This window comes from Prevotella sp. 20925_1_30 (assembly GCF_041433025.1).
Lineage (GTDB): Bacteria > Bacteroidota > Bacteroidia > Bacteroidales > Bacteroidaceae > Prevotella > Prevotella vespertina.
This window is the reverse complement of the sequence record NZ_JAPWAR010000019.1, coordinates 33,349-51,726: the sequence shown is the minus strand read 5'-3', so window position 1 is coordinate 51,726 and position 18,378 is coordinate 33,349. Positions and strand designations below refer to the sequence as shown.

Here is an 18,378-nt window from a genome sequence, read left to right as displayed (position 1 = left end):
GCCTAACGGGGTGGGGCTTTTGTGTAAGACAGAAGAACATGGGCTTTGAAGACAGAGTAACATAGATTTTAGACGGAATGACAAAAAGACATATTTTTCAATGACATAGGTTTTGAAGACAGAGTAACAGAGGAACATAGGGGGATAGTAACATCGGGTTTAGACAGAAAGCAAAGAAACATATTGGATATAGTTTGAAACGACTGAAAGTATGTAAGTAGGGTTCGGGACATCCCCTCCTTCGGAGGGGCTTGGGGAGGCAGTACAAAAAAGACCATTTCTTTACTCGAGAGGAGTTCGGAAATGGTCTTTCTTATTGGTTAGTTTTAAAGTGTTTGTTTATCTCAAAAAGGTGATTGCGTTTTGATACATCCTTTGTAGGTGTGAGGCTTTTATCCTACCTGGCTACCTGGTTTCACCTCGCCCATGGTTGTTGTAACCGTGAGTGAGCCGTCGAAGTTAACAGCGGAGAGGATCATTCCTTGGCTTTCAATGCCCATCATCTTACGAGGAGCAAAGTTGGCAACGAAGAGAACGTCCTTACCTGTGAGCTGCTCTGGCTCATAATAGGCTGCAATACCACTAAGGATGGTGCGCTCAACACCTGAACCATCGTCGATAGTGAACTTTAGGAGCTTCTTACTCTTCTTCACTTTCTCGCACTTGATGATATGTCCTACACGGATATCGAGCTTCTCGAAGTCTTCGAAAGGAATCTCCTTCTTAATTGGTTCAGCCTTATATAATGCGGCTTCATTGGCTTTCTTGGTCTCTTCTAGCTTGTGGAGCTGTGCCTCGATAGCCTCGTCATCAATCTTCTCGAAGAGGAGTTCTGGTTCTGCCAGCTGTTTACCTGCTGGGAGGAGATCGGTTGAACCAAGTTCACTCCAGTCGTACTCCGTCATATTAATGAGTTCGCGTAGCTTCTTACTAGAGAATGGCAAGAATGGTTCGAAGGCGATACTGAGGTTTGCAACGAGCTGAAGTGAGATATAGAGAATTGTCTCTACACGCTTAGGATCAGTCTTCCAAACCTTCCATGGCTCACATTCTGTGATGTATTTATTACCGATACGCGCAAGATTCATCGCTTCCTTCTGTGCCTCACGGAACTTGAAGACTTCGAGATAAGCCTCTACTTTTGCCTTGACATCCTTAAACTCTTGTATAGTTAGGCGATCCACTTCCTGTAATTCACCGCAAGCTGGTACGATACCATTCCAATACTTCTTCGTTAACTGCAATGCTCGGTTCACGAAGTTACCATAGACAGCGACGAGTTCGGAGTTGTTGCGCTCTTGAAAGTCTTTCCATGTGAAGTTGTTATCCTTAGTTTCTGGAGCATTGGCAGTCAATACGTAACGCAGAACATCCTGCTTCCCTTCAAAGTCGCGAAGGTATTCATGGAGCCAAACAGCCCAATTCTTGCTTGTAGAAATCTTATTGTCCTCAAGGTTCAAGAACTCATTTGCAGGGACATTATCGGGTAGTATGTAATCGCCGTGGGCTTTTAACATCGTTGGGAAGATGAGACAATGGAAGACAATGTTGTCCTTTCCGATGAAGTGAACCAATCTTGTCTCTGAATCTTGCCACCACTTTTGCCAGTTGCCAAAGTGTTCTGGATCGCTATCGCATAATTCTTTCGTATTTGAGATGTATCCGATAGGTGCATCAAACCAAACATATAAGACCTTGCCTTCAGCTCCTTTTACAGGAACAGGGATTCCCCAGTCGAGGTCACGGGTCATTGCACGAGGTTGCAAGTCCATATCCAGCCAGCTCTTACACTGTCCGTAAACGTTTGGACGCCACTCTTTATGATCCTCAAGAATCCATTGCTTCAACCATTCTTGGTAATTGTTCAAGGGCAAGTACCAGTTCTTTGTATTCTTGATAACGGGTTGTGAACCAGAGATAGTAGAGTGAGGATTCTTCAATTCCATAGGACTAAGGTCGCTACCACACTTCTCGCATTGGTCGCCATACGCATTGGGGTTACCACAGTGAGGGCATTCTCCCATGATATAGCGGTCTGCCAAGAACTGATGAGCCTCTTTGTCGTAATATTGCTCACTCTCTTGCTCGATGAGTTTACCATCATCATATAACTTACGGAAGAAGTCTGAAGCGAACTTGTTGTGCGTTTTACTTGTTGTGCGACTATATATATCGAATGATATTCCGAACTCTTCAAAGGAGTCTTTGATAAGTTTATGATAGCGATCACATACATCTTGAGGAGTGATACCTTCCTTCTTTGCACGAATAGTAATAGGTACTCCATGCTCGTCACTACCACCGATAAAGATCACATCACGCTTCTTTAGACGAAGATAACGCACGTAGATGTCGGCTGGAACATATACACCTGCAAGGTGTCCTATATGTACACCACCATTGGCATAAGGCAATGCAGCCGTAACAGTAGTGCGCTTGAATTTCTTTTCTTCCATATATGTTTGATTGTTATTTATAGGTTGCAAAGTTACTGTAAATAAGGTAAACGGCAAAAGAAATATAGATAAAAGCCAATGGTTGATGGTGTCGTTATCCTTATTTTATTTACCTTTGCACTCGTTTTAAAGTTTAGTTATAATGACTCAGGATAACAATTGTAACAATTCAACACGTCATAAACTTAGTTTGATAGGCGTGATTGTGACATTAGGTATTGTCTTTGGAGATATAGGAACATCTCCTTTGTATGTGATGAAAGCAATAGTAAGAGCAGGGAATCCTGTTAATGCGGAGTATATCATAGGCGCTGTCTCCTGTATTATATGGACGTTAACACTCCAAACAACGGTTAAGTATGTCTTAATTGCACTTCGTGCTGATAATAAAGGGGAGGGTGGAATCCTGGCTCTGTATGCTTTGATACGTCGACATAGTCGTAAGTGGTTCTATCTCTTGGCGATTGTCGGAGCCAGTACACTGATAGCTGATGGTGTCATAACACCTTCTATCACCGTTCTCTCGGCTATTGAAGGTTTGAAAGTCTATGAGCCAGAGACCCCAGTAGTACCTATTGCCCTTTGTATTGTCACCATCTTGTTCTTTATTCAGCAGTTCGGTACAAATGCTATAGGTAAGCTTTTTGGTCCATTGATGTTATTATGGTTCACAATGTTAGGTGTGTTCGGAGCTGCAAATATAGGTGCTTACATCCCCATTTTACAGGCTTTTAACCCTTTACATGCCGTTTATTTGTTGGCAAGTAACCCTGAATGGTTTTTAATCTTAGGTGCGGTTTTCCTTTGTACGACTGGTGCTGAGGCTTTATACTCCGACTTAGGACATTGTGGAATCAATAATATCCGAACCAGTTGGGCGTTTGTTAAAGTCATGCTCATCCTCAACTATCTAGGTCAAGGAGCCTGGATAATTGCGCATACTGATAGTTTGAATCCTGGGATGAACCCTTTTTATGCCATCATGCCCCACGGCATGCTCTTCTTTGGCATTATCATGGCAACGATAGCAGCCATCATTGCGAGTCAAGCATTGATTAGTGGCTCGTTTACTATCTTCAGTGAAGCGATGAACTTAAAGTTTTGGCCACGTCAGAAGATTAAGTATCCTACCGACGTGAAAGGGCAGCTTTATATTCCGTTTGTTAATATGTCACTCTACATTCTATGTGTGATTGTCATTCTCTTCTTCGAGAGTTCAGAGCGAATGGAGGCTGCTTATGGTTTGTCTATTACGATAACCATGCTGATGACAACACTCCTTTTGAGTGCATATCTCACTATTCGTCGTGTAAATCGTTGGTTAATCTCTTTGTTCCTCATTGTCTTTGTAGGGTTAGAGAGTATCTTCTTTATTGCCAATATGGCAAAATTTATGAATGGTGGATGGGTTACCATGCTTCTTGCCAGTGTGATGATAATTATCATGTATGTATGGTACAATGCCACAACCATTCGTAACGCACAGATTCAGATACGTGATATTCGCAAATCATTTAGTATCATCTCAGATATAAAGAACGATGATACTATTCCCAAGTATGCCACGAATATAGTCTATCTAAGCAAACTTGGTGGTAAATATGACATCGAACAGAAGATTCTCTATTCGATAATTAATAAGCACCCAATGCGTGCTGACCATTATTTCTTGCTGCATATAGACTATCAGGACAGCCCTTCAACACTGGAATATGATGTTACAACGCTGATACCTGATACCCTTTACCGCATCAACTTACGTTTAGGATTCCGTGTTCATCCACTTGTTAATCGTTATTTTAGGCAGATCATCGAGGATATGGTGGCTAAAGATGGCTTTTCACTAGCGTCATCTTATCCGTCATTAGCTAAGCATGACGTTATGGGAAACTTTGTCTTTGTACTGATTAATAGGCTTTATGCCACTTTCACCTCCTTCTCTTTTAAGGAGCGCCTTATCATGGATGCCTATGAATGGATTGACCGATTGAAACTAAGTATGACCCGTTCTTTAGGATTGAACACAAGTAATGTTTTGATAGAGAATGTTCCACTTGTGGTGAGGTCACATGCAAAACAAGCGAAGACTGGTATTCCTAGAGTTGAAAGGATAGAGGAAGACGCCGAATAAACCCGCTTCGATACTTATAAAGGAGTCTCGAAGCTCATTTGTTCCCGACTGATTGGATGCGTGAATTCAAGGTGTCCTGCGTGTAACCAAAGGCGTTCTGCATGTTGTCCGTAAAGGTTATCACCAATGATGGGCGTATCTAATCCGTCTGGATGAGCACAATGGATGCGTAATTGGTGGGTACGTCCAGTTAGTGGATGAAGCTCTATCTTTACAGCTGGTAGATTCTCTTTCCCATATAAGGTTTTGCCAATCACACAATAATCTGTGATTGCTTGTTTTCCATGTAGATAGTCGACGCATTGTCGTGGGCGGTCATTGATATCGGGGGAAAGGGGTAATTCAATCCTACCCGACGAAGGATAAGCTTTATTGAGGAAAGACATTGGGAGCAAAGCAACGTATGTCTTCTTTACAGAACGCTGTATAAACTGAGCTTGCAAAGCCTTATAAATCTCCAATGAACGTGCCACAACAAGCAAACCACTCGTCGCCATGTCCAATCGATGTACGATGAATACATCACTCTTACCATTCCATTGTGTCTTTAATAGACTATAAACAGAAGGTTGATCACCTTTCCCAGGAACAGAAAGCAAGCCTGATGGCTTTACGACAACAGCCAAATAATTATCCTCGTAAAGTGTTTCTAACTTTATCCGTTCTGCTTCTTTCTTATGACTTGTCACTATCTTCTCACCAAAGAAAGGCGTTTGTAAACCCTTCAACATCCATTCTAATATAGGTTTACACTTCCCGTTGCAGGCTGGATAATAGTTTCTATGCTGTCGAATCTCTGTCTTTGGTGATGCTCCCCACCAAAACATTGCCATTGAGATAGGCTTATATCCGTGTAGAAAGGCATATTGCAAGAGCTTTGGTTCACAACATTCTCCAGCACCAGCAGGTGGAAGTAACGATGGAGCGAGACTCTCGGTAGCTAGTGACAGATGGGCAACTTGTGTACGTGCTGGACTATTCTTTAGATAATACTCACGGAAGATTGTGAGTAAGTTCTTCGTCTCTCCGCAAGCATTGAGCAAATTGAACTGTGAGAAAAGCCATTGTTGTAAGTGGTCAGACTTCATCTTTCGCTCCCTTTTCCACGCTGTTATCCTCTCTTGATAGTGAGCCAGTCCCTCCTTGGCAGCCGTGATTTTTTCCGTATATAACACCTTTGTTCGATGCAATTCAGCCTTTAGAAACTGACTTTCTCTTATCATTTCAGCTTGTTCAACATCGGTTATTACAGCGTTCTCATTACGTCTTTTTTCACGTAATTGTTTGGCTTCTTGCATTGTCTTGCGTGCTTGCTCAATAGCTTCTGTCGCCTCTTTCTGAAGTTGAGAGAGCTTCTCTTTTGTCTCCTTATAGGCTGTTGAGGCTTTCAACTGCGCTATTCTCTTGTTGAGAAGAGTTATTTCTTCCTCTTGAACTTTGAAGTATTCTCCCGGTTGTAGATAGTCGAATACTGCGGGAACATAGTCTTCTCCACCTTTCTCCATCTGTCCTGAATAGGCTTGTAGGTATCCTATCTGTCCTTGATGTTCAACTATTAATACGCCATACATCTTTCCCTCAATAGGTGTTGGGGGCAATGTAGTCTGTAATTGAGCAACAGCAGCACGACAGATTGCGTCTGGTTCATAATCAAAAGGATTATTAAAGCAGGCGGGGAGAGGTGTATCTATAACTAACGGGTGGAACTTCATGCTGCAAAGGTAAGGAAAAGTTGACAAGTAAACGGGTTTACAAGTAGACAAGTTGATGGGGAAGTATACAAATGAATGGGGTTACAAGGAAAGGCGTTATTGGTAATTGGGGGTGTTGATAGGTTTTAATTAGAACTAATAAAACGAAGAATAAACTCGTAAAACACGCTAATCTTTTAGAAAAACATTACTTTTGCCCTTATGAAGAAGGTGTTTTTTGTATTTCTAATGATAATATGCTGTGGTCTGAATAGTATTGCCCAACAGACTACGAAAGCTCCCGTAAGTCGTCCAAAGATAGGACTTGTGCTTGGAGGAGGTGGTGCGAAAGGAGCTGCGGCAGTAGGTGTTTTGAAAGAGATAGAGCGTGTGGGCATTCCTATCGACTATATCGCTGGGACAAGTATAGGCTCAATTATCGGTGGGCTATATGCTGAGGGCTATCGAGCGAATGATATCGACACCCTTTTCCGTTCGCAAGATTGGCTTTCATTGATGGCTGATCGCGATACAACTCTTATGGGAAAGGTGTTCAAAGAAGAGGATGGTGTGTACTATCTGTTCGGTTTTCCCGTTCGTCGAAAGGCTGGAACAGGGGCTAAAGAGGCTTTCGGACTATTGCATGGTGACCATATCTATAATTTCTTAGATACTCTTGTCGCTCATTCCCCCGTACAACGTGGATTACAGCAAAAGCCTATTCCCTTTGCTTGTGTGGCTTTCGATATTCGGAAACAGCAAGAGATAGTGCTCGATACGGGTTCTTTGGCTCGTAATATGAGGGCTAGTATGGCTATTCCAGGAGTGTTCAAACCGATTCCATTAGATACTATGACGCTTGTTGATGGCGGTATGATTAATAATCTCCCAGTAGATGTTGTGCGCAAGATGGGTGCCGACATTGTTATTGCCATTGATCTCCAACAGAATAAACACGATGATTATCATTCGCCATTCGCCTTTTTGAAGGGAATGGGTGGCGTGCTGGATTGGTTGGCGGAACGCCCTGATATAAAGAAATATAATGTGAATCGTACCCAAGCCGACATCTACATCAATCCCAACTTAGGCTCTTATGGTGTAAAAGACTTCAATGCTAAAGCAATAAAGGATATGATTCGCATTGGAGAAGAGACAGGGAAGCTGTATCAACCACAGCTTACCGAGTTGCTTTCCAAGGTTGGCAAAGGTTCTTAACACGCTCATAAAACTGCCCCAAGATATCTAACATATCGGCAGGGAGATAGTCGATTGCTTTCTCAATCATCCATTCTGGCACCTGATAGTAGGCTTCTGCAATAGAACCAGCTATACATGCTTTGGTGTCAGTGTCGCCATCGCACATCACAGCTAAGCGTATTGCCTCCTCGAAACTATTAGAATCCATAAAGCAACGTAACGCCATTGGAACAGTCTCCTGACAGGTTGCATCGAAGTGACCTTCAGCCCCAATCTTGAGGATGTTACGCATGGATGGCAGCTCATAACCATAGAACTTGTGTACTTTTTTCTCAACATCTGCCTTGGAGAAACGCATTAGGCGCAACCAACAAATAGCCTCGGCAACACATTGCGCACCCTTTATTCCTTCTGGATGATTGTGACTAACTCGTGCACTCTTAGCCGCTTCTTCGATCACATCTTCCCACTCATCAAAGAGCCAGCCTATCGAACTGACACGCATTGCCGAACCATTTCCATAAGAGTTCATAGGCTGTGGGTGTTCGGCATGTAACCACTCGTCAAACCAAGAACCATAGCCTCCCATAGGGTCAGGATAGCGTTTGCACCAATCGAGTAAGCTATCTTGATAATCACGACCATTTAGTATCGCATCAGCAATAGCGATAGTACAAATGGTGTCATCTGTGTATGAGCAATCTTCTGTGAATAGGTCGAATCCTTCCTTTGGAGCCGCTCCGAATTCAAAGCGAGAGCCTACTATATCTCCAATAATAGCGCCAATCATAATAGTTTAGGTTAGTCTTTAAGAGTACTCCGACCGGGAATCGAACCCGGATCAAAGGTTTAGGAAACCTCCGTTCTATCCATTGAACTATCAGAGCAAACCGTTAATAGAGATGCCTCTTATAGAATGGTTGTCCTATAAGAGGGCATCTTCTTTATAGCTGCAAAGGTAGGAAAAAAAACTTATATACCTTTGTAAATAGTTCTTTTATTTATTTTCTAAGCACAAAAGCGGCTTTTTCTCTTATGCACCATGGAAGAGATACTCCTGTTGGATGTCCTGAGTAAGCAGCGTAAAGAGCTTCTCTTGTAATTGATCGGATAGTGCTAAAGCATCGTTGAGAACCTTATCAGAGAAGGCTTGCAACATATCCTGTGCATGGAAAGGTTGTGTCTTATAGATACGAAGATACTCCTCTTCCATTTCGCGTTGACGCTGGTCTGTCTCTGCTTCAAAGGCTGCGTAAGCTTCTTTGATGACTGGTGCATACTTGTTATAGTTGGTCATTCCCAGTGCCATTACCTTGCGGAACTTCCAATAAGCAGAGTCTGCACTTGACTCATTGGTGCCCTTTGTATAGGCTTCTGGGTATGACGTCACACCCTGATAGAGTGGAAGGAAGACTCCAAGATCAGCCATTCCCATTGCGACATAGTTGATACATCCGATGGCTTGAGGCAGCTCTGGACGTACCTGCAAGAGGTGAGTTTGAGTCGTACGGAAGATAGATACAGGGCGATAAACCTCCTTTGGATTACTATGGAGATATGGGTCATGCTCCGTGTTATCGTAATGGAAGCGGAAAGCAGAGCGTAGTTCTGTCAGTGAAATCTTATGTGCTGGCTTCGCAAAGACTGGGAAGGTGTTCTTCGTAACATCGTTCTTTATCTCTGGAGAGAAGAACTGTTGCAATCCCCATACACGTGGGTAATTATAAGTGGTATCCAACTCTACATCACGAGCATAAGCCTCATGGAAGTCGAACTCGCCCTTAGCTGGATCGTAGAGACCATGTTTCTCGGCAAACTCAATGAGGTCAGCTGATGCTAAATAGTTGTCTTTGTCGTTTGGATCATACTTGCGGAAACGACTCTGATTACCTGTAACGAAGTATTGATCACGTGGCATGCGACAGGCTAACCAGCGGTGTCCACAAGCTGTCTCAAAGTACCAGATCTCATCCTTATCGACGAAACCTATACCGAAGCCTTCGGCTATTCCGTACTTTTCAACAAGCATTCCTAGACGTTCAACACCCTCTCTTGCTGTATGTATATATGGTAAGGTGATATTGAAAACAGAGTTTTCTGCAACGCCATTCTCCACCAATGGATCGTATTTTAACGCCTCATCGTTACTGAAGATACTCTCAGTTGCACTCATGCCAACACCTGCTGTGTTGAAACCAGCACTTCCCCAATGGTGGTGGAGATGGTGAGGTGATAGTGCGTGATAGCCTAATGCCTTGGAAGGAAGCTCACAACGGAACGGACTATCAAGTGCCACGAACTCTTGAGAGCCGTTTTCTGTATCTTTAAAGATCTCATAGTTCTTAGCTACCATAGCATCCCAATCTTCAGAACGAGCTACTATCATAGAACCATCTGCGGTCTGTTCCTGTCCGATAATGATGGTTGTACACTCTGATGGAAGGCTCTGCTTTTGTTGCATATTAGTCTTTTTCATAAGCTTAAAAGTATTTAATTGCGAATTTCTATCTAATCGCAAAAGTAGTAATTAATTGATAGAAGTGATGCAAAAGGTCATACAAAAAACTATAAAAGAGGCTTTGCTTGAATTCAAAATTCAGATTAGGGAGAGTTGACGAGTGGACTGGTTAACAAGTAGGCAGGTTATTTGTTCTGTGGAATAGAGCACCACAAAGTAGGGACAGACGCCCTCGTTGGAAACCCCACCCAGCCTCCCCTAAGGGGAGGGGCACCTAATGATAGTTGGTTAGGATAGATATTTCCAACCCGAGATAATGCCTCGAAGTAGGGACAGACGCCCTCGTCTGTCCGCTATAAAAGTAGGATGTTTCGGACAGACGAGGGCGTCTGTCCCTACAGGTTTGTATCTTTTCCATCCAAAGAGGGCGTCTTTTCATGACAAAGAGAGGCTCTCTTCATTGCAAGGAAACGCCCTTCTCCATTTGAAGAGGGCGTTTCTTTGTTTTGTCTTTATCGTTTCCGTCTTCCGAAGCATAGCCTCGTTACACACCAACCCAGCCTCTTCTAACAGTCTCCCGTTAGGCACATCCCCTCCTTTGGAGGGGCTTGGGGAGGCTTTAAATGAAGCTTTGTTGCCTTATTGGAATATTATGTGTATCTTTGTAATGTTCGTTTTGTGACGAGCAGAAACATGTTTTTAATATAATAGATAATCGATGACACAGGAATCTCCGATACAAGCACTACAACGGCAAAAGATGCTACTTCAGATGGAATACTACGCTGAGAAGGAAGCCTTCAGGAAGCAAACTGAGGCGACAGGTATGCATAGGAAGGTGAAAAGAGGAGATGCTTGGTTCCCATTAAGAGTGGGTAAACGCTTTTATAATGGGCTCAACCAATTATGTATTGAGGTGTTTCGAACGCAAGACGGAGATATTGAACATAACTTTGAATGTGGTCGTCCAGTCTTGTTCTTCAAGTTTCTTGCAAAAGAGGTGAGTGTTAGTACGAACGCAAATAAGCTGGAATATTTCCGTTTTACAGGCTCTGTTTCTTATGTGGATGGCGATAGAATGGTTGTTGCAGTGCCCGAATCGGCTCCTTTACTCGAACTTCAATCAGCACAGCAGCAGGTTGGTTGTCAGTTAGGATTTGATGAGACGAGTTATCAAATGATGTTTGATGCCTTAGAAAGAGCGATGAAAGCTAAGGGAAATAGGCTTGCTTACTTGCGTGATTTGTTCTATTCTCGACAAAAAGTGGGTAAGTTCTCTTTTGCTCCTATCCGTCTCCCGTGGTTGAATCCAACGCAGGAAAAGGCCGTTAATGAAGTGTTGTGGGCAAAAGATGTAGCCATTGTGCATGGTCCTCCAGGCACAGGTAAGACCACAACAATGGTCGAAGCAATCAATGAAACACTCATGCGTGAGAGTCAAGTGTTGGTTTGTGCGCAGAGTAATATGGCTGTTGATTGGATATCGGAGAAGTTAGTTGATCGTGGAATCAACGTCCTTCGTATAGGTAATCCTACTCGTGTGAATGATAAAATGCTTGGTTTTACCTACGAAAGGAAGTTTGAGGCGCATGCAGACTACCCTCAATTATGGTCTATCCGTAAGGCTATTCGGGAGTTAAGAAACCATCGTAAGCGGAGTTCAGAGAATTATCATCAGAAGATGGAACGCCTGAAAAGTCGTGCCACAGAGCTTGAAATAAGGATCAATAGCGAACTCTTTGGTGAGGCGAGGGTGATTGCTTCGACCTTAGTAGGGGCAAATAGTAGGGTAATGGAGGGTCAGAAGTTCACCACCTTATTTATAGATGAGGCTGCACAAGCACTTGAGGCGGCATGCTGGATACCCATTCGTAGGGCATCAAGAGTTATCTTTGCAGGTGATCATTGCCAATTACCACCAACGGTGAAGAGCTTAGCTGCCTTGCATGCTGGGCTGGGTAAAACATTAATGGAGCGTGTCGTAGAGAATAAACCAGAGGTTGTAACGTTGCTGAAGGTGCAATATAGGATGAATGAAGAGATTATGCGCTTCTCGTCCAATTGGTTCTATGGGGGGCAAGTAGAGAGTGCGCCACAGATAAAATACCGTGGTATCCTTGATTACGACAACCCTATGGTGTGGATAGATACGTCCGATTCGAGCATAGAGAATCAATCAGAAGGGGGACAAAATGAGGATAAATCTATCTTTAAAGAGCAGTTTGTTGGTGAGTCATTTGGGCGTATTAACAAGGGAGAAGCCGAATTGACATTGCAAACACTACAATCTTATTTTACGAAGATAGGCAAACAACGCATCTTAGACGAGCGTATTGATGTAGGTGTAATATCGCCTTATCGTGCGCAGGTACAGTACTTGAGGGGGCTAATTAAGAAGCGCGAGTTCTTTAAACCATACCGTTCTTTGATTAGCGTAAACACAGTTGACGGCTTTCAAGGGCAAGAGCGGGATGTGATACTCATCTCTTTAGTGCGTTCAAATGACGCTGGTCAGATAGGATTCTTGCGTGATTTGCGTCGCATGAATGTGGCTATTACGCGTGCAAGGATGAAACTTATCATCCTTGGAAACGTACAAACAATGACGCAGCATCCGTTCTATAAGAAGCTATGGGAGAGCATAGAGCAGGCGGAGTAGTGCTGTTCACTAAAAGACAACAGCACTATATTCCATTCCAATCCTATGTATATGACCTAGAATCTCTGCTTCTCTCTCCTTCGAAGGCTTCTTGAATCCATTAATGTAATTGCGTAGTAGGGATGCATTCATGCCTATACTCTTTGCGAATTCAGCGATGTTTAGTTCCTTATGAGTTAGGAAGAAACGTTGTAAGGCGGTAGGTTCAGCATCGTTGTAAGTAAAGCTCTCGAAGCTAACATCTTCATCTATATTACGCCAATGTATGCCGTCAAAGCCTATATGGTATTGTTCCCTCTCTTCCTTTGTAGCAGTTGCAAGACGTGGATACCATAGTAGAGATTGGCGAAATGTCAGTCCCTCTTCACTTTTACCATAGATGTAATCTTTATCAAACCAAATCTTCTTAATATTCATATTAGCCTCCTTTATTTTTCAAAATACTCTTGCCAGCGTGATATGATAATATCTTTATTCTCGGTTATTACTGACTTTATCTTCTTTAAGTCATTGTTTTTTATACCCTTATGAACACCCAACACGAAGTCTTCCCCATTGTAGTTATACTTTGCGAAACCTTCGTTTCCTTCTACATGTATGTGTATTGGCTCATGTTCTCGGCTGTAGAAGAAAAATGAGAAACCGTAGAATCTAAATATTTCAGGCATTGTCTTATTGTCTTAGTATGGTGCAAATATAGGTATTATATCTAATACCTGCAAACTTAAAGTTGGTTTTTTACATTGCAAAAGGATAGAGCTTGTATCAAAGTTATTTGTACATTAACTTCGAGAAAAGCGCTTTTATATGTTTTTTTTATTTACTTTTGTGACATAAAAAGAAGTACACTATGTTGCAACGAGATTATTTCATTAGACTAATAGAGGAGTTTAGCGCAGCAATCTCACGCTTTCTAACGAAAAAGGAAGATGACTTGAAGCGTGATAAAGAGCTAAAAGACCTTTATAAACAATATGTTGGTGAATATGAAGACTTGCGTAATCTCTCCGTTGATGAGCTGTTGTTGTATGCGAAAGAACAATGGGCTGAGAACGAGAGGATAGACCGCATTGATATGGTGGCAGAGCTTCTTTATGCTGAAGCAAGCTATAAGGGTAATCCTTTGCGCTCTCTTTTACAGGAAAAAGCATACGCTTTATTTTATTATGTAGAGGCTCATGGCACTACATTCTCTATAGATAGACAACAGAAGATGGAGGCTATGAGGCATGAATTGGGGAATCTCCTCTCTGAGAATTGTTAGTGAGAAGAACGACAAAAGGGTGTGTTTTTCATTTAAATCAGATGCTATAAACAGGCTAAACCGATATAAATCATTATGCTAGAAACAAACATTAGAGAACAAATTATCAGCTTGATACATCATCAAGTGGTACCTGCTGTGGGCTGTACAGAGCCTATGGCTGTGGCATTATGCGTCGCTCGTGCCGCCGAATTACTAGGTTCTAAACCCGAGAAAGTGCGTGTGTTGCTTTCTGCGAATATCCTTAAGAATGCCATGGGAGTGGGTATTCCTGGTACAGGGATGATAGGCTTGCCTATTGCTATTGCCTTGGGAGCATTGATAGGGAAGTCCGAATACCAATTAGAAGTTATTAAGGAGCTTACTCCAAAGGGCTTGGAAGAAGGTAAGAAGTTTATTGGTGAGAATCGAATAGACATTAAGTTGAAGGAAGGAATCACCGAGAAACTATACATTGAAGTGATTTGTGAGGCAGGAGAACACCAATCGGTTGCTATTATTTCATGTAGTCATACGAACTTTGTTTACGAGAGTGTCGATGGCAAAGTATGTATGGATAAGCGTGGTCCGAGTGGTTCTGTTGCTGCTTGCAAAGGCGTTGATCTGAACTTACGAACAGTCTGGGAGTTTGCAACAACTACTCCCGTTGAGGAGATAGAGTTCATTCTTGAAGCGAAGCGATATAACCTTCGTGCTGCAGCAGAGGCTTTGAAAGGTAATTACGGGCACTGTCTTGGGAAGATAATGGACCGTCCTTTGAGTCGAGGAATATTCGGGAACAGTATCTATTCACATATCATCTCAAAGACAGCATCAGCCTGTGATGCTCGTATGGGAGGTGCATTAATACCCGTGATGAGCAATAGTGGTTCTGGAAACCAGGGTATTTGTGCAACGAATCCAGTAGCTGTTTTTGCAAAGGAGAACGAGAATACGCGTGAAGAACTAGTCCGTGCGCTTGCATTAAGTCACCTAACTGCCATCTATATAAAGCAGAGCTTGGGTGCTCTCTCAGCCCTTTGCGGTTGCGTAGTGGCAAGTATTGGATCCAGTTGTGGCATTACTTACCTCATGGGAGGTGATTACGTGAATGTCTGCCATGCGGTGAAAAACATGATCGCAAACCTTACTGGGATGATATGTGATGGTGCGAAGCCTAGCTGTTCACTGAAGATTTCATCTGGAGTATCCACTGCGATACTATCAGCAACGCTCTCCATGGAAGGTAAACATGTGACAGCTGCGGAGGGAATCATCGATGATGACGTTGATAAGTCTATCCTTAACCTTACAAGCATAGGCAAGGAAGCGATGTGCAATACCGATGATATGGTGTTGAACATCATGACTCATAAGTGTGACTAAGGGCTTATCTCTCTTCTCGGTGATAGGTTACAATCTTGTTTCCATCCCATTGTTCGATACGAGTTATGCGTATATTCGGAGGTAATTGAGGGGCTTTTACACCCTTATCAACCAATAAGGAACCAGTCTCAACACGTATCTCATCCCATAAACCAGCATCTATAAAGCTCTGTAAAGTACTTGCTCCACCTTCTACAATGAGGCTTTGTTTCTTCTCTTGATATAGGTGTTCAAGGACGGATTGGGGACTTGGGTATTGTGCAGATGAGGTTGATTTCTGTTGTGAAAGAACTATCTTTTCGGGGTTCTTACCGCTCCACTCCCTTACAGTAAGCTGTGGATGCTCTAAGTCGTCAGTAGTTCTTCCAACGAGAATAGCGTCATTCTCCGCCCTTAACTTATGCACCAACATCTTAGAGAAAGGCGTTGATATATTCAAAGGATGGTAATCTTTGCTTGGCAGATAACCTATATATGCAGGATTACCCATCGTTTGTGCCCACTTCAAGATGACGTAGGGACGATGGTGCGTGTTGTATGTTATGAAGCGTTTGTTTAGTTCCAAACACTCTTTCTCGAGTACTCCTACAGTCACTTCAATGCCTGCGTCACGTAGTTTCTGAACTCCTCTACCATGCACTTCAGCAAAGGGATCTATACAACCACACACTACTCGGTGTACACCCTTGCGTATGATCAGGTCGGCGCAAGGTGGTGTTTTTCCATAATGTGAGCATGGCTCGAGGCTAACATACAATGTTGCACTATGTAAGAGGTGGTTGTCAACCTCCTTAACAGAGGCAAACGCATTCACTTCAGCATGCCCCTTACCACATTGCACATGGTAACCTTCACCAATAATCCTGCCCTCTTTGCTTACAATAACAGCCCCCACCATAGGGTTGAGTTTAGCTTTTAGCATCCCATTGTAGGCTAATTGCAAACAACGACGCATGTATTTTTCGTCAATATCGGCTTGTTTCATATCATTAAAATTCATATCTTTGCATCTATGACATACCAAGATTTATGGCACAGACTTGTTCCTTTATATGGAGAAGGCGAAGCACAAGCTATCATTCGATTAGTTTTGGAAGTGAAGTTTGGGCTTTCCTTAACCGATATATATACTGGCAAAGTTAATGAAATATCCCGAGATGCAGCGGAGGAACTCGATAAAATCATGCAAAGACTTGCTTCTTCAGAGCCTGTTCAGTATGTGTTAGGCATGGAGACATTCTGTGGTCGGAGCTTTAAAGTTGCCCCTGGTGTATTGATACCACGCCCAGAAACGGAAGTGTTGTGCCATTGGATAGAAGTAGATAACAATCATCCGTATTGCGCCCTGCAACCTCCTGTACCCTTGCAAGTGCTAGATGTGGGTACAGGTAGTGGTTGTATCGCTGTGACACTGGCTTTAGATCTGTATAATTCGGCTGTTACTGCATGGGACATATCGGCTGATGCGCTCCTGATAGCACGTGACAATGTACATAGATGGGACTCTTCTGTGGTGCTACAGATGGAGGATATCTTATCGATTTCGGCTACTGCTAAGGAACAGAAGTGGGACATCATCGTTAGTAACCCACCTTATATCTGCGATAAAGAGTGCTCTTCTATGGCGGAGAATGTGCTGAAGTATGAGCCAGAAACAGCCCTCTTCGTTCCTGATAACGACCCAATCAAGTTTTATAGGGCTATTGCTGAATATGGTGTGACGGCTTTGAGTGATGAAGGGAAACTCTATTTTGAGACCAATCCACTATATATATATAAGGTGAAAGACATGTTAAGCAATCTAGGATATAAACAGATTGAACTGAAGGAAGACCAGTTTGGCAAACAGAGGTTCGTTAAAGCGATGAGAGGATGATACAGAAACGACCGATATTAGAGCCTCAAGCCTTGAAAAAGCTTGCCGATCTTTGTGCAAAAGGAGAGCATTGTTCGGGTGAGATGATTGAGAAGATGCGCAAATGGGGGCTTTCCGAAGAAGCACAAACACGCATACTTGAGAAATTGATAAGCCTGAAGTATGTTGATGATGAGCGTTACACGCAGTTCTTTGTACATGATAAAATACGTTACAATAGGTGGGGTAGACGTAAAATAGAGCAGGCTCTCTGGTTGAAGAAAGTGGATAGTAACATCGCATCAAGCGTTTTGGATGCTGTTGATGATGCCGAGTACTTAGAGGTTTTACGCCCCTTAATGGCTAATAAGTACCGCACTATTAAGGCAGAAAGCGATTACGAGCGTTCGATGAAACTGATTAAGTTCGCCATGGGACGTGGCTTCACGATAGATTTAATACGGCGGTGTATTGATGAAGGAGTGGTTGACAGCGATGGAGATGTAGACTTCATAGAAGAATGAAAAGGACAATTAGCTTTCTTTCCAGACTCTTAGACACCTTTTTCCCACGTGCTTGTGCGGTGTGCGGAGAGCGTTTGTCCATGTCAGAAGAGATACTTTGCGGGGCTTGTAACCTACGACTTCCCCGTACAGGATATGTCCATTCACCCTATGATAACGAGCTTGTTCGTTTGTTTTGGGGGCTGATACCAATAGAGAAAGGGGCTTCTTTCTTCTTTTATAAGCCTCATTCCGATACGAGCCGACTGATTTATAAGCTTAAATATGGGCATCATCCTGAGATAGGAGAGGCTTTGGGACGCCTTATCGCAGATGAGTTCAACGTTGAGCAATACTTTGATGGAATCACAGCTATCGTTGCTGTACCTTTAACTAAGCAACGTTTACGCGAGAGAGGATACAATCAAAGTATGGAGATAGCACGTGGCATTAGCGCTGTTACAGGTATTCCAATATTGGGAAAAGCTCTCCAACGTGTTACATTTCATGGTAGTCAGACACAAAAAGACCACTGGCAACGCAATGAGAATGTAGAGAAAGCCTTCCGATTAACAGACTCCTCCAGTATAGCTGGGCAGCATATCCTTTTGATAGATGATATAATAACCTCTGGTGCAACCCTTGTTTCTGCTGCCCAAGAGCTACTCAAAGGAGATAACGTGAAGTTGAGTGTACTCTCATTAGGCTTTGCCAAGAACAATTAAAGAGCTATTCTTTTTCCTACCTTTAGCCCTTTAATATCAAAAAAATGTGTAAGTTTGCATTTAGAATATAA

At 42.8% G+C, this 18,378-nt stretch carries 15 protein-coding genes and 1 tRNA gene; 8 read left to right on the top strand and 8 right to left on the bottom strand.

Going from position 1 to position 18,378, the window contains the following annotated elements:
* Window positions 1-392: 392 nt before the first annotated feature.
* Window positions 393-2,456 (bottom strand): methionine--tRNA ligase, encoded by a 2,064-nt coding sequence (metG, locus tag O3603_RS08945; protein WP_371522303.1) that lies wholly within the window; start codon window positions 2,454-2,456, stop codon window positions 393-395.
* Window positions 2,457-2,598: 142 nt separating this feature from the next.
* On the opposite strand from metG, the gene O3603_RS08940 reads away from it, so the two are divergent.
* Window positions 2,599-4,587: a KUP/HAK/KT family potassium transporter gene (locus O3603_RS08940; RefSeq protein WP_371522301.1), complete on the top strand. Its 1,989-nt coding sequence runs from the start codon at window positions 2,599-2,601 to the stop codon at window positions 4,585-4,587.
* 14 nt (window positions 4,588-4,601) lie between these two features.
* Here the strand turns inward: O3603_RS08940 and O3603_RS08935 are convergent, their stop codons facing one another.
* Window positions 4,602-6,299: a pseudouridine synthase gene (locus tag O3603_RS08935; RefSeq protein ID WP_371522299.1), complete on the bottom strand. Its 1,698-nt coding sequence runs from the start codon at window positions 6,297-6,299 to the stop codon at window positions 4,602-4,604.
* Window positions 6,300-6,500: 201 nt separating this feature from the next.
* Between O3603_RS08935 and O3603_RS08930 the strand changes: the two genes are divergently transcribed.
* A complete protein-coding gene (locus O3603_RS08930) occupies window positions 6,501-7,496 on the top strand; it encodes a patatin-like phospholipase family protein (protein WP_371522297.1) in 996 nt (331 codons plus the stop codon).
* Here the strand turns inward: O3603_RS08930 and O3603_RS08925 are convergent.
* The 3 genes from O3603_RS08925 to O3603_RS08915 all read right to left on the bottom strand — a co-directional run bounded on the left by O3603_RS08925 (window position 7,459) and on the right by O3603_RS08915 (window position 9,954).
* Window positions 7,459-8,268, bottom strand: a complete 810-nt coding sequence (locus O3603_RS08925) for an ADP-ribosylglycohydrolase family protein (RefSeq protein ID WP_371522295.1) — start codon at window positions 8,266-8,268, stop codon at window positions 7,459-7,461. The genes O3603_RS08930 and O3603_RS08925 overlap by 38 nt on opposite strands.
* 25 nt (window positions 8,269-8,293) lie before the next feature.
* Window positions 8,294-8,365, bottom strand: a tRNA-Arg gene (locus O3603_RS08920).
* A gap of 146 nt (window positions 8,366-8,511) precedes the next feature.
* Complete coding sequence (locus O3603_RS08915; protein WP_371522293.1) at window positions 8,512-9,954, bottom strand: C69 family dipeptidase; 1,443 nt, start codon at window positions 9,952-9,954, stop codon at window positions 8,512-8,514.
* A gap of 700 nt (window positions 9,955-10,654) precedes the next feature.
* Here O3603_RS08915 and O3603_RS08910 point away from each other — a divergent pair.
* Complete coding sequence (locus O3603_RS08910) at window positions 10,655-12,595, top strand: AAA domain-containing protein (protein WP_315088288.1); 1,941 nt, start codon at window positions 10,655-10,657, stop codon at window positions 12,593-12,595.
* 9 nt (window positions 12,596-12,604) lie between these two features.
* Here the strand turns inward: O3603_RS08910 and O3603_RS08905 are convergent, their stop codons facing one another.
* A complete protein-coding gene (locus O3603_RS08905) occupies window positions 12,605-13,012 on the bottom strand; it encodes a DUF2442 domain-containing protein (protein WP_009433982.1) in 408 nt (135 codons plus the stop codon).
* Between the two features lie 11 nt (window positions 13,013-13,023).
* Complete coding sequence (locus O3603_RS08900) at window positions 13,024-13,263, bottom strand: DUF4160 domain-containing protein (RefSeq protein WP_009433989.1); 240 nt, start codon at window positions 13,261-13,263, stop codon at window positions 13,024-13,026.
* Between the two features lie 182 nt (window positions 13,264-13,445).
* On the opposite strand from O3603_RS08900, the gene O3603_RS08895 reads away from it, so the two are divergent.
* Together O3603_RS08895 and O3603_RS08890 are read left to right on the top strand one after the other, a co-directional pair.
* A complete protein-coding gene (locus O3603_RS08895) occupies window positions 13,446-13,859 on the top strand; it encodes a hypothetical protein (RefSeq protein ID WP_009433946.1) in 414 nt (137 codons plus the stop codon).
* Between the two features lie 75 nt (window positions 13,860-13,934).
* Window positions 13,935-15,224, top strand: coding sequence for a serine dehydratase subunit alpha family protein (locus O3603_RS08890; protein WP_371522290.1), 1,290 nt, complete (start codon window positions 13,935-13,937; stop codon window positions 15,222-15,224).
* Window positions 15,225-15,228: 4 nt separating this feature from the next.
* On the opposite strand, the gene ribD is transcribed toward O3603_RS08890, so the two are convergent.
* Window positions 15,229-16,209: a bifunctional diaminohydroxyphosphoribosylaminopyrimidine deaminase/5-amino-6-(5-phosphoribosylamino)uracil reductase RibD gene (gene ribD, locus O3603_RS08885; protein ID WP_371522305.1), complete on the bottom strand. Its 981-nt coding sequence runs from the start codon at window positions 16,207-16,209 to the stop codon at window positions 15,229-15,231.
* A 27-nt stretch (window positions 16,210-16,236) separates the two neighbouring features.
* Here ribD and prmC point away from each other — a divergent pair, with 27 nt between their 5' ends.
* From prmC to O3603_RS08870, 3 genes are read left to right on the top strand one after another with little or no spacing between them, the layout of a single operon-like run.
* Window positions 16,237-17,100, top strand: coding sequence for a peptide chain release factor N(5)-glutamine methyltransferase (prmC, locus tag O3603_RS08880; RefSeq protein ID WP_371522288.1), 864 nt, complete (start codon window positions 16,237-16,239; stop codon window positions 17,098-17,100).
* A complete protein-coding gene (locus tag O3603_RS08875) occupies window positions 17,097-17,603 on the top strand; it encodes a regulatory protein RecX (RefSeq protein ID WP_371522286.1) in 507 nt (168 codons plus the stop codon). Before prmC ends, O3603_RS08875 begins: the two co-directional genes overlap by 4 nt.
* Window positions 17,600-18,307 carry a ComF family protein gene (locus tag O3603_RS08870; protein WP_371522284.1) on the top strand — a complete coding sequence of 236 codons (708 nt, stop codon included), beginning with the start codon at window positions 17,600-17,602 and terminating at the stop codon, window positions 18,305-18,307. Before O3603_RS08875 ends, O3603_RS08870 begins: the two co-directional genes overlap by 4 nt.
* Window positions 18,308-18,378 lie beyond the last annotated feature (71 nt).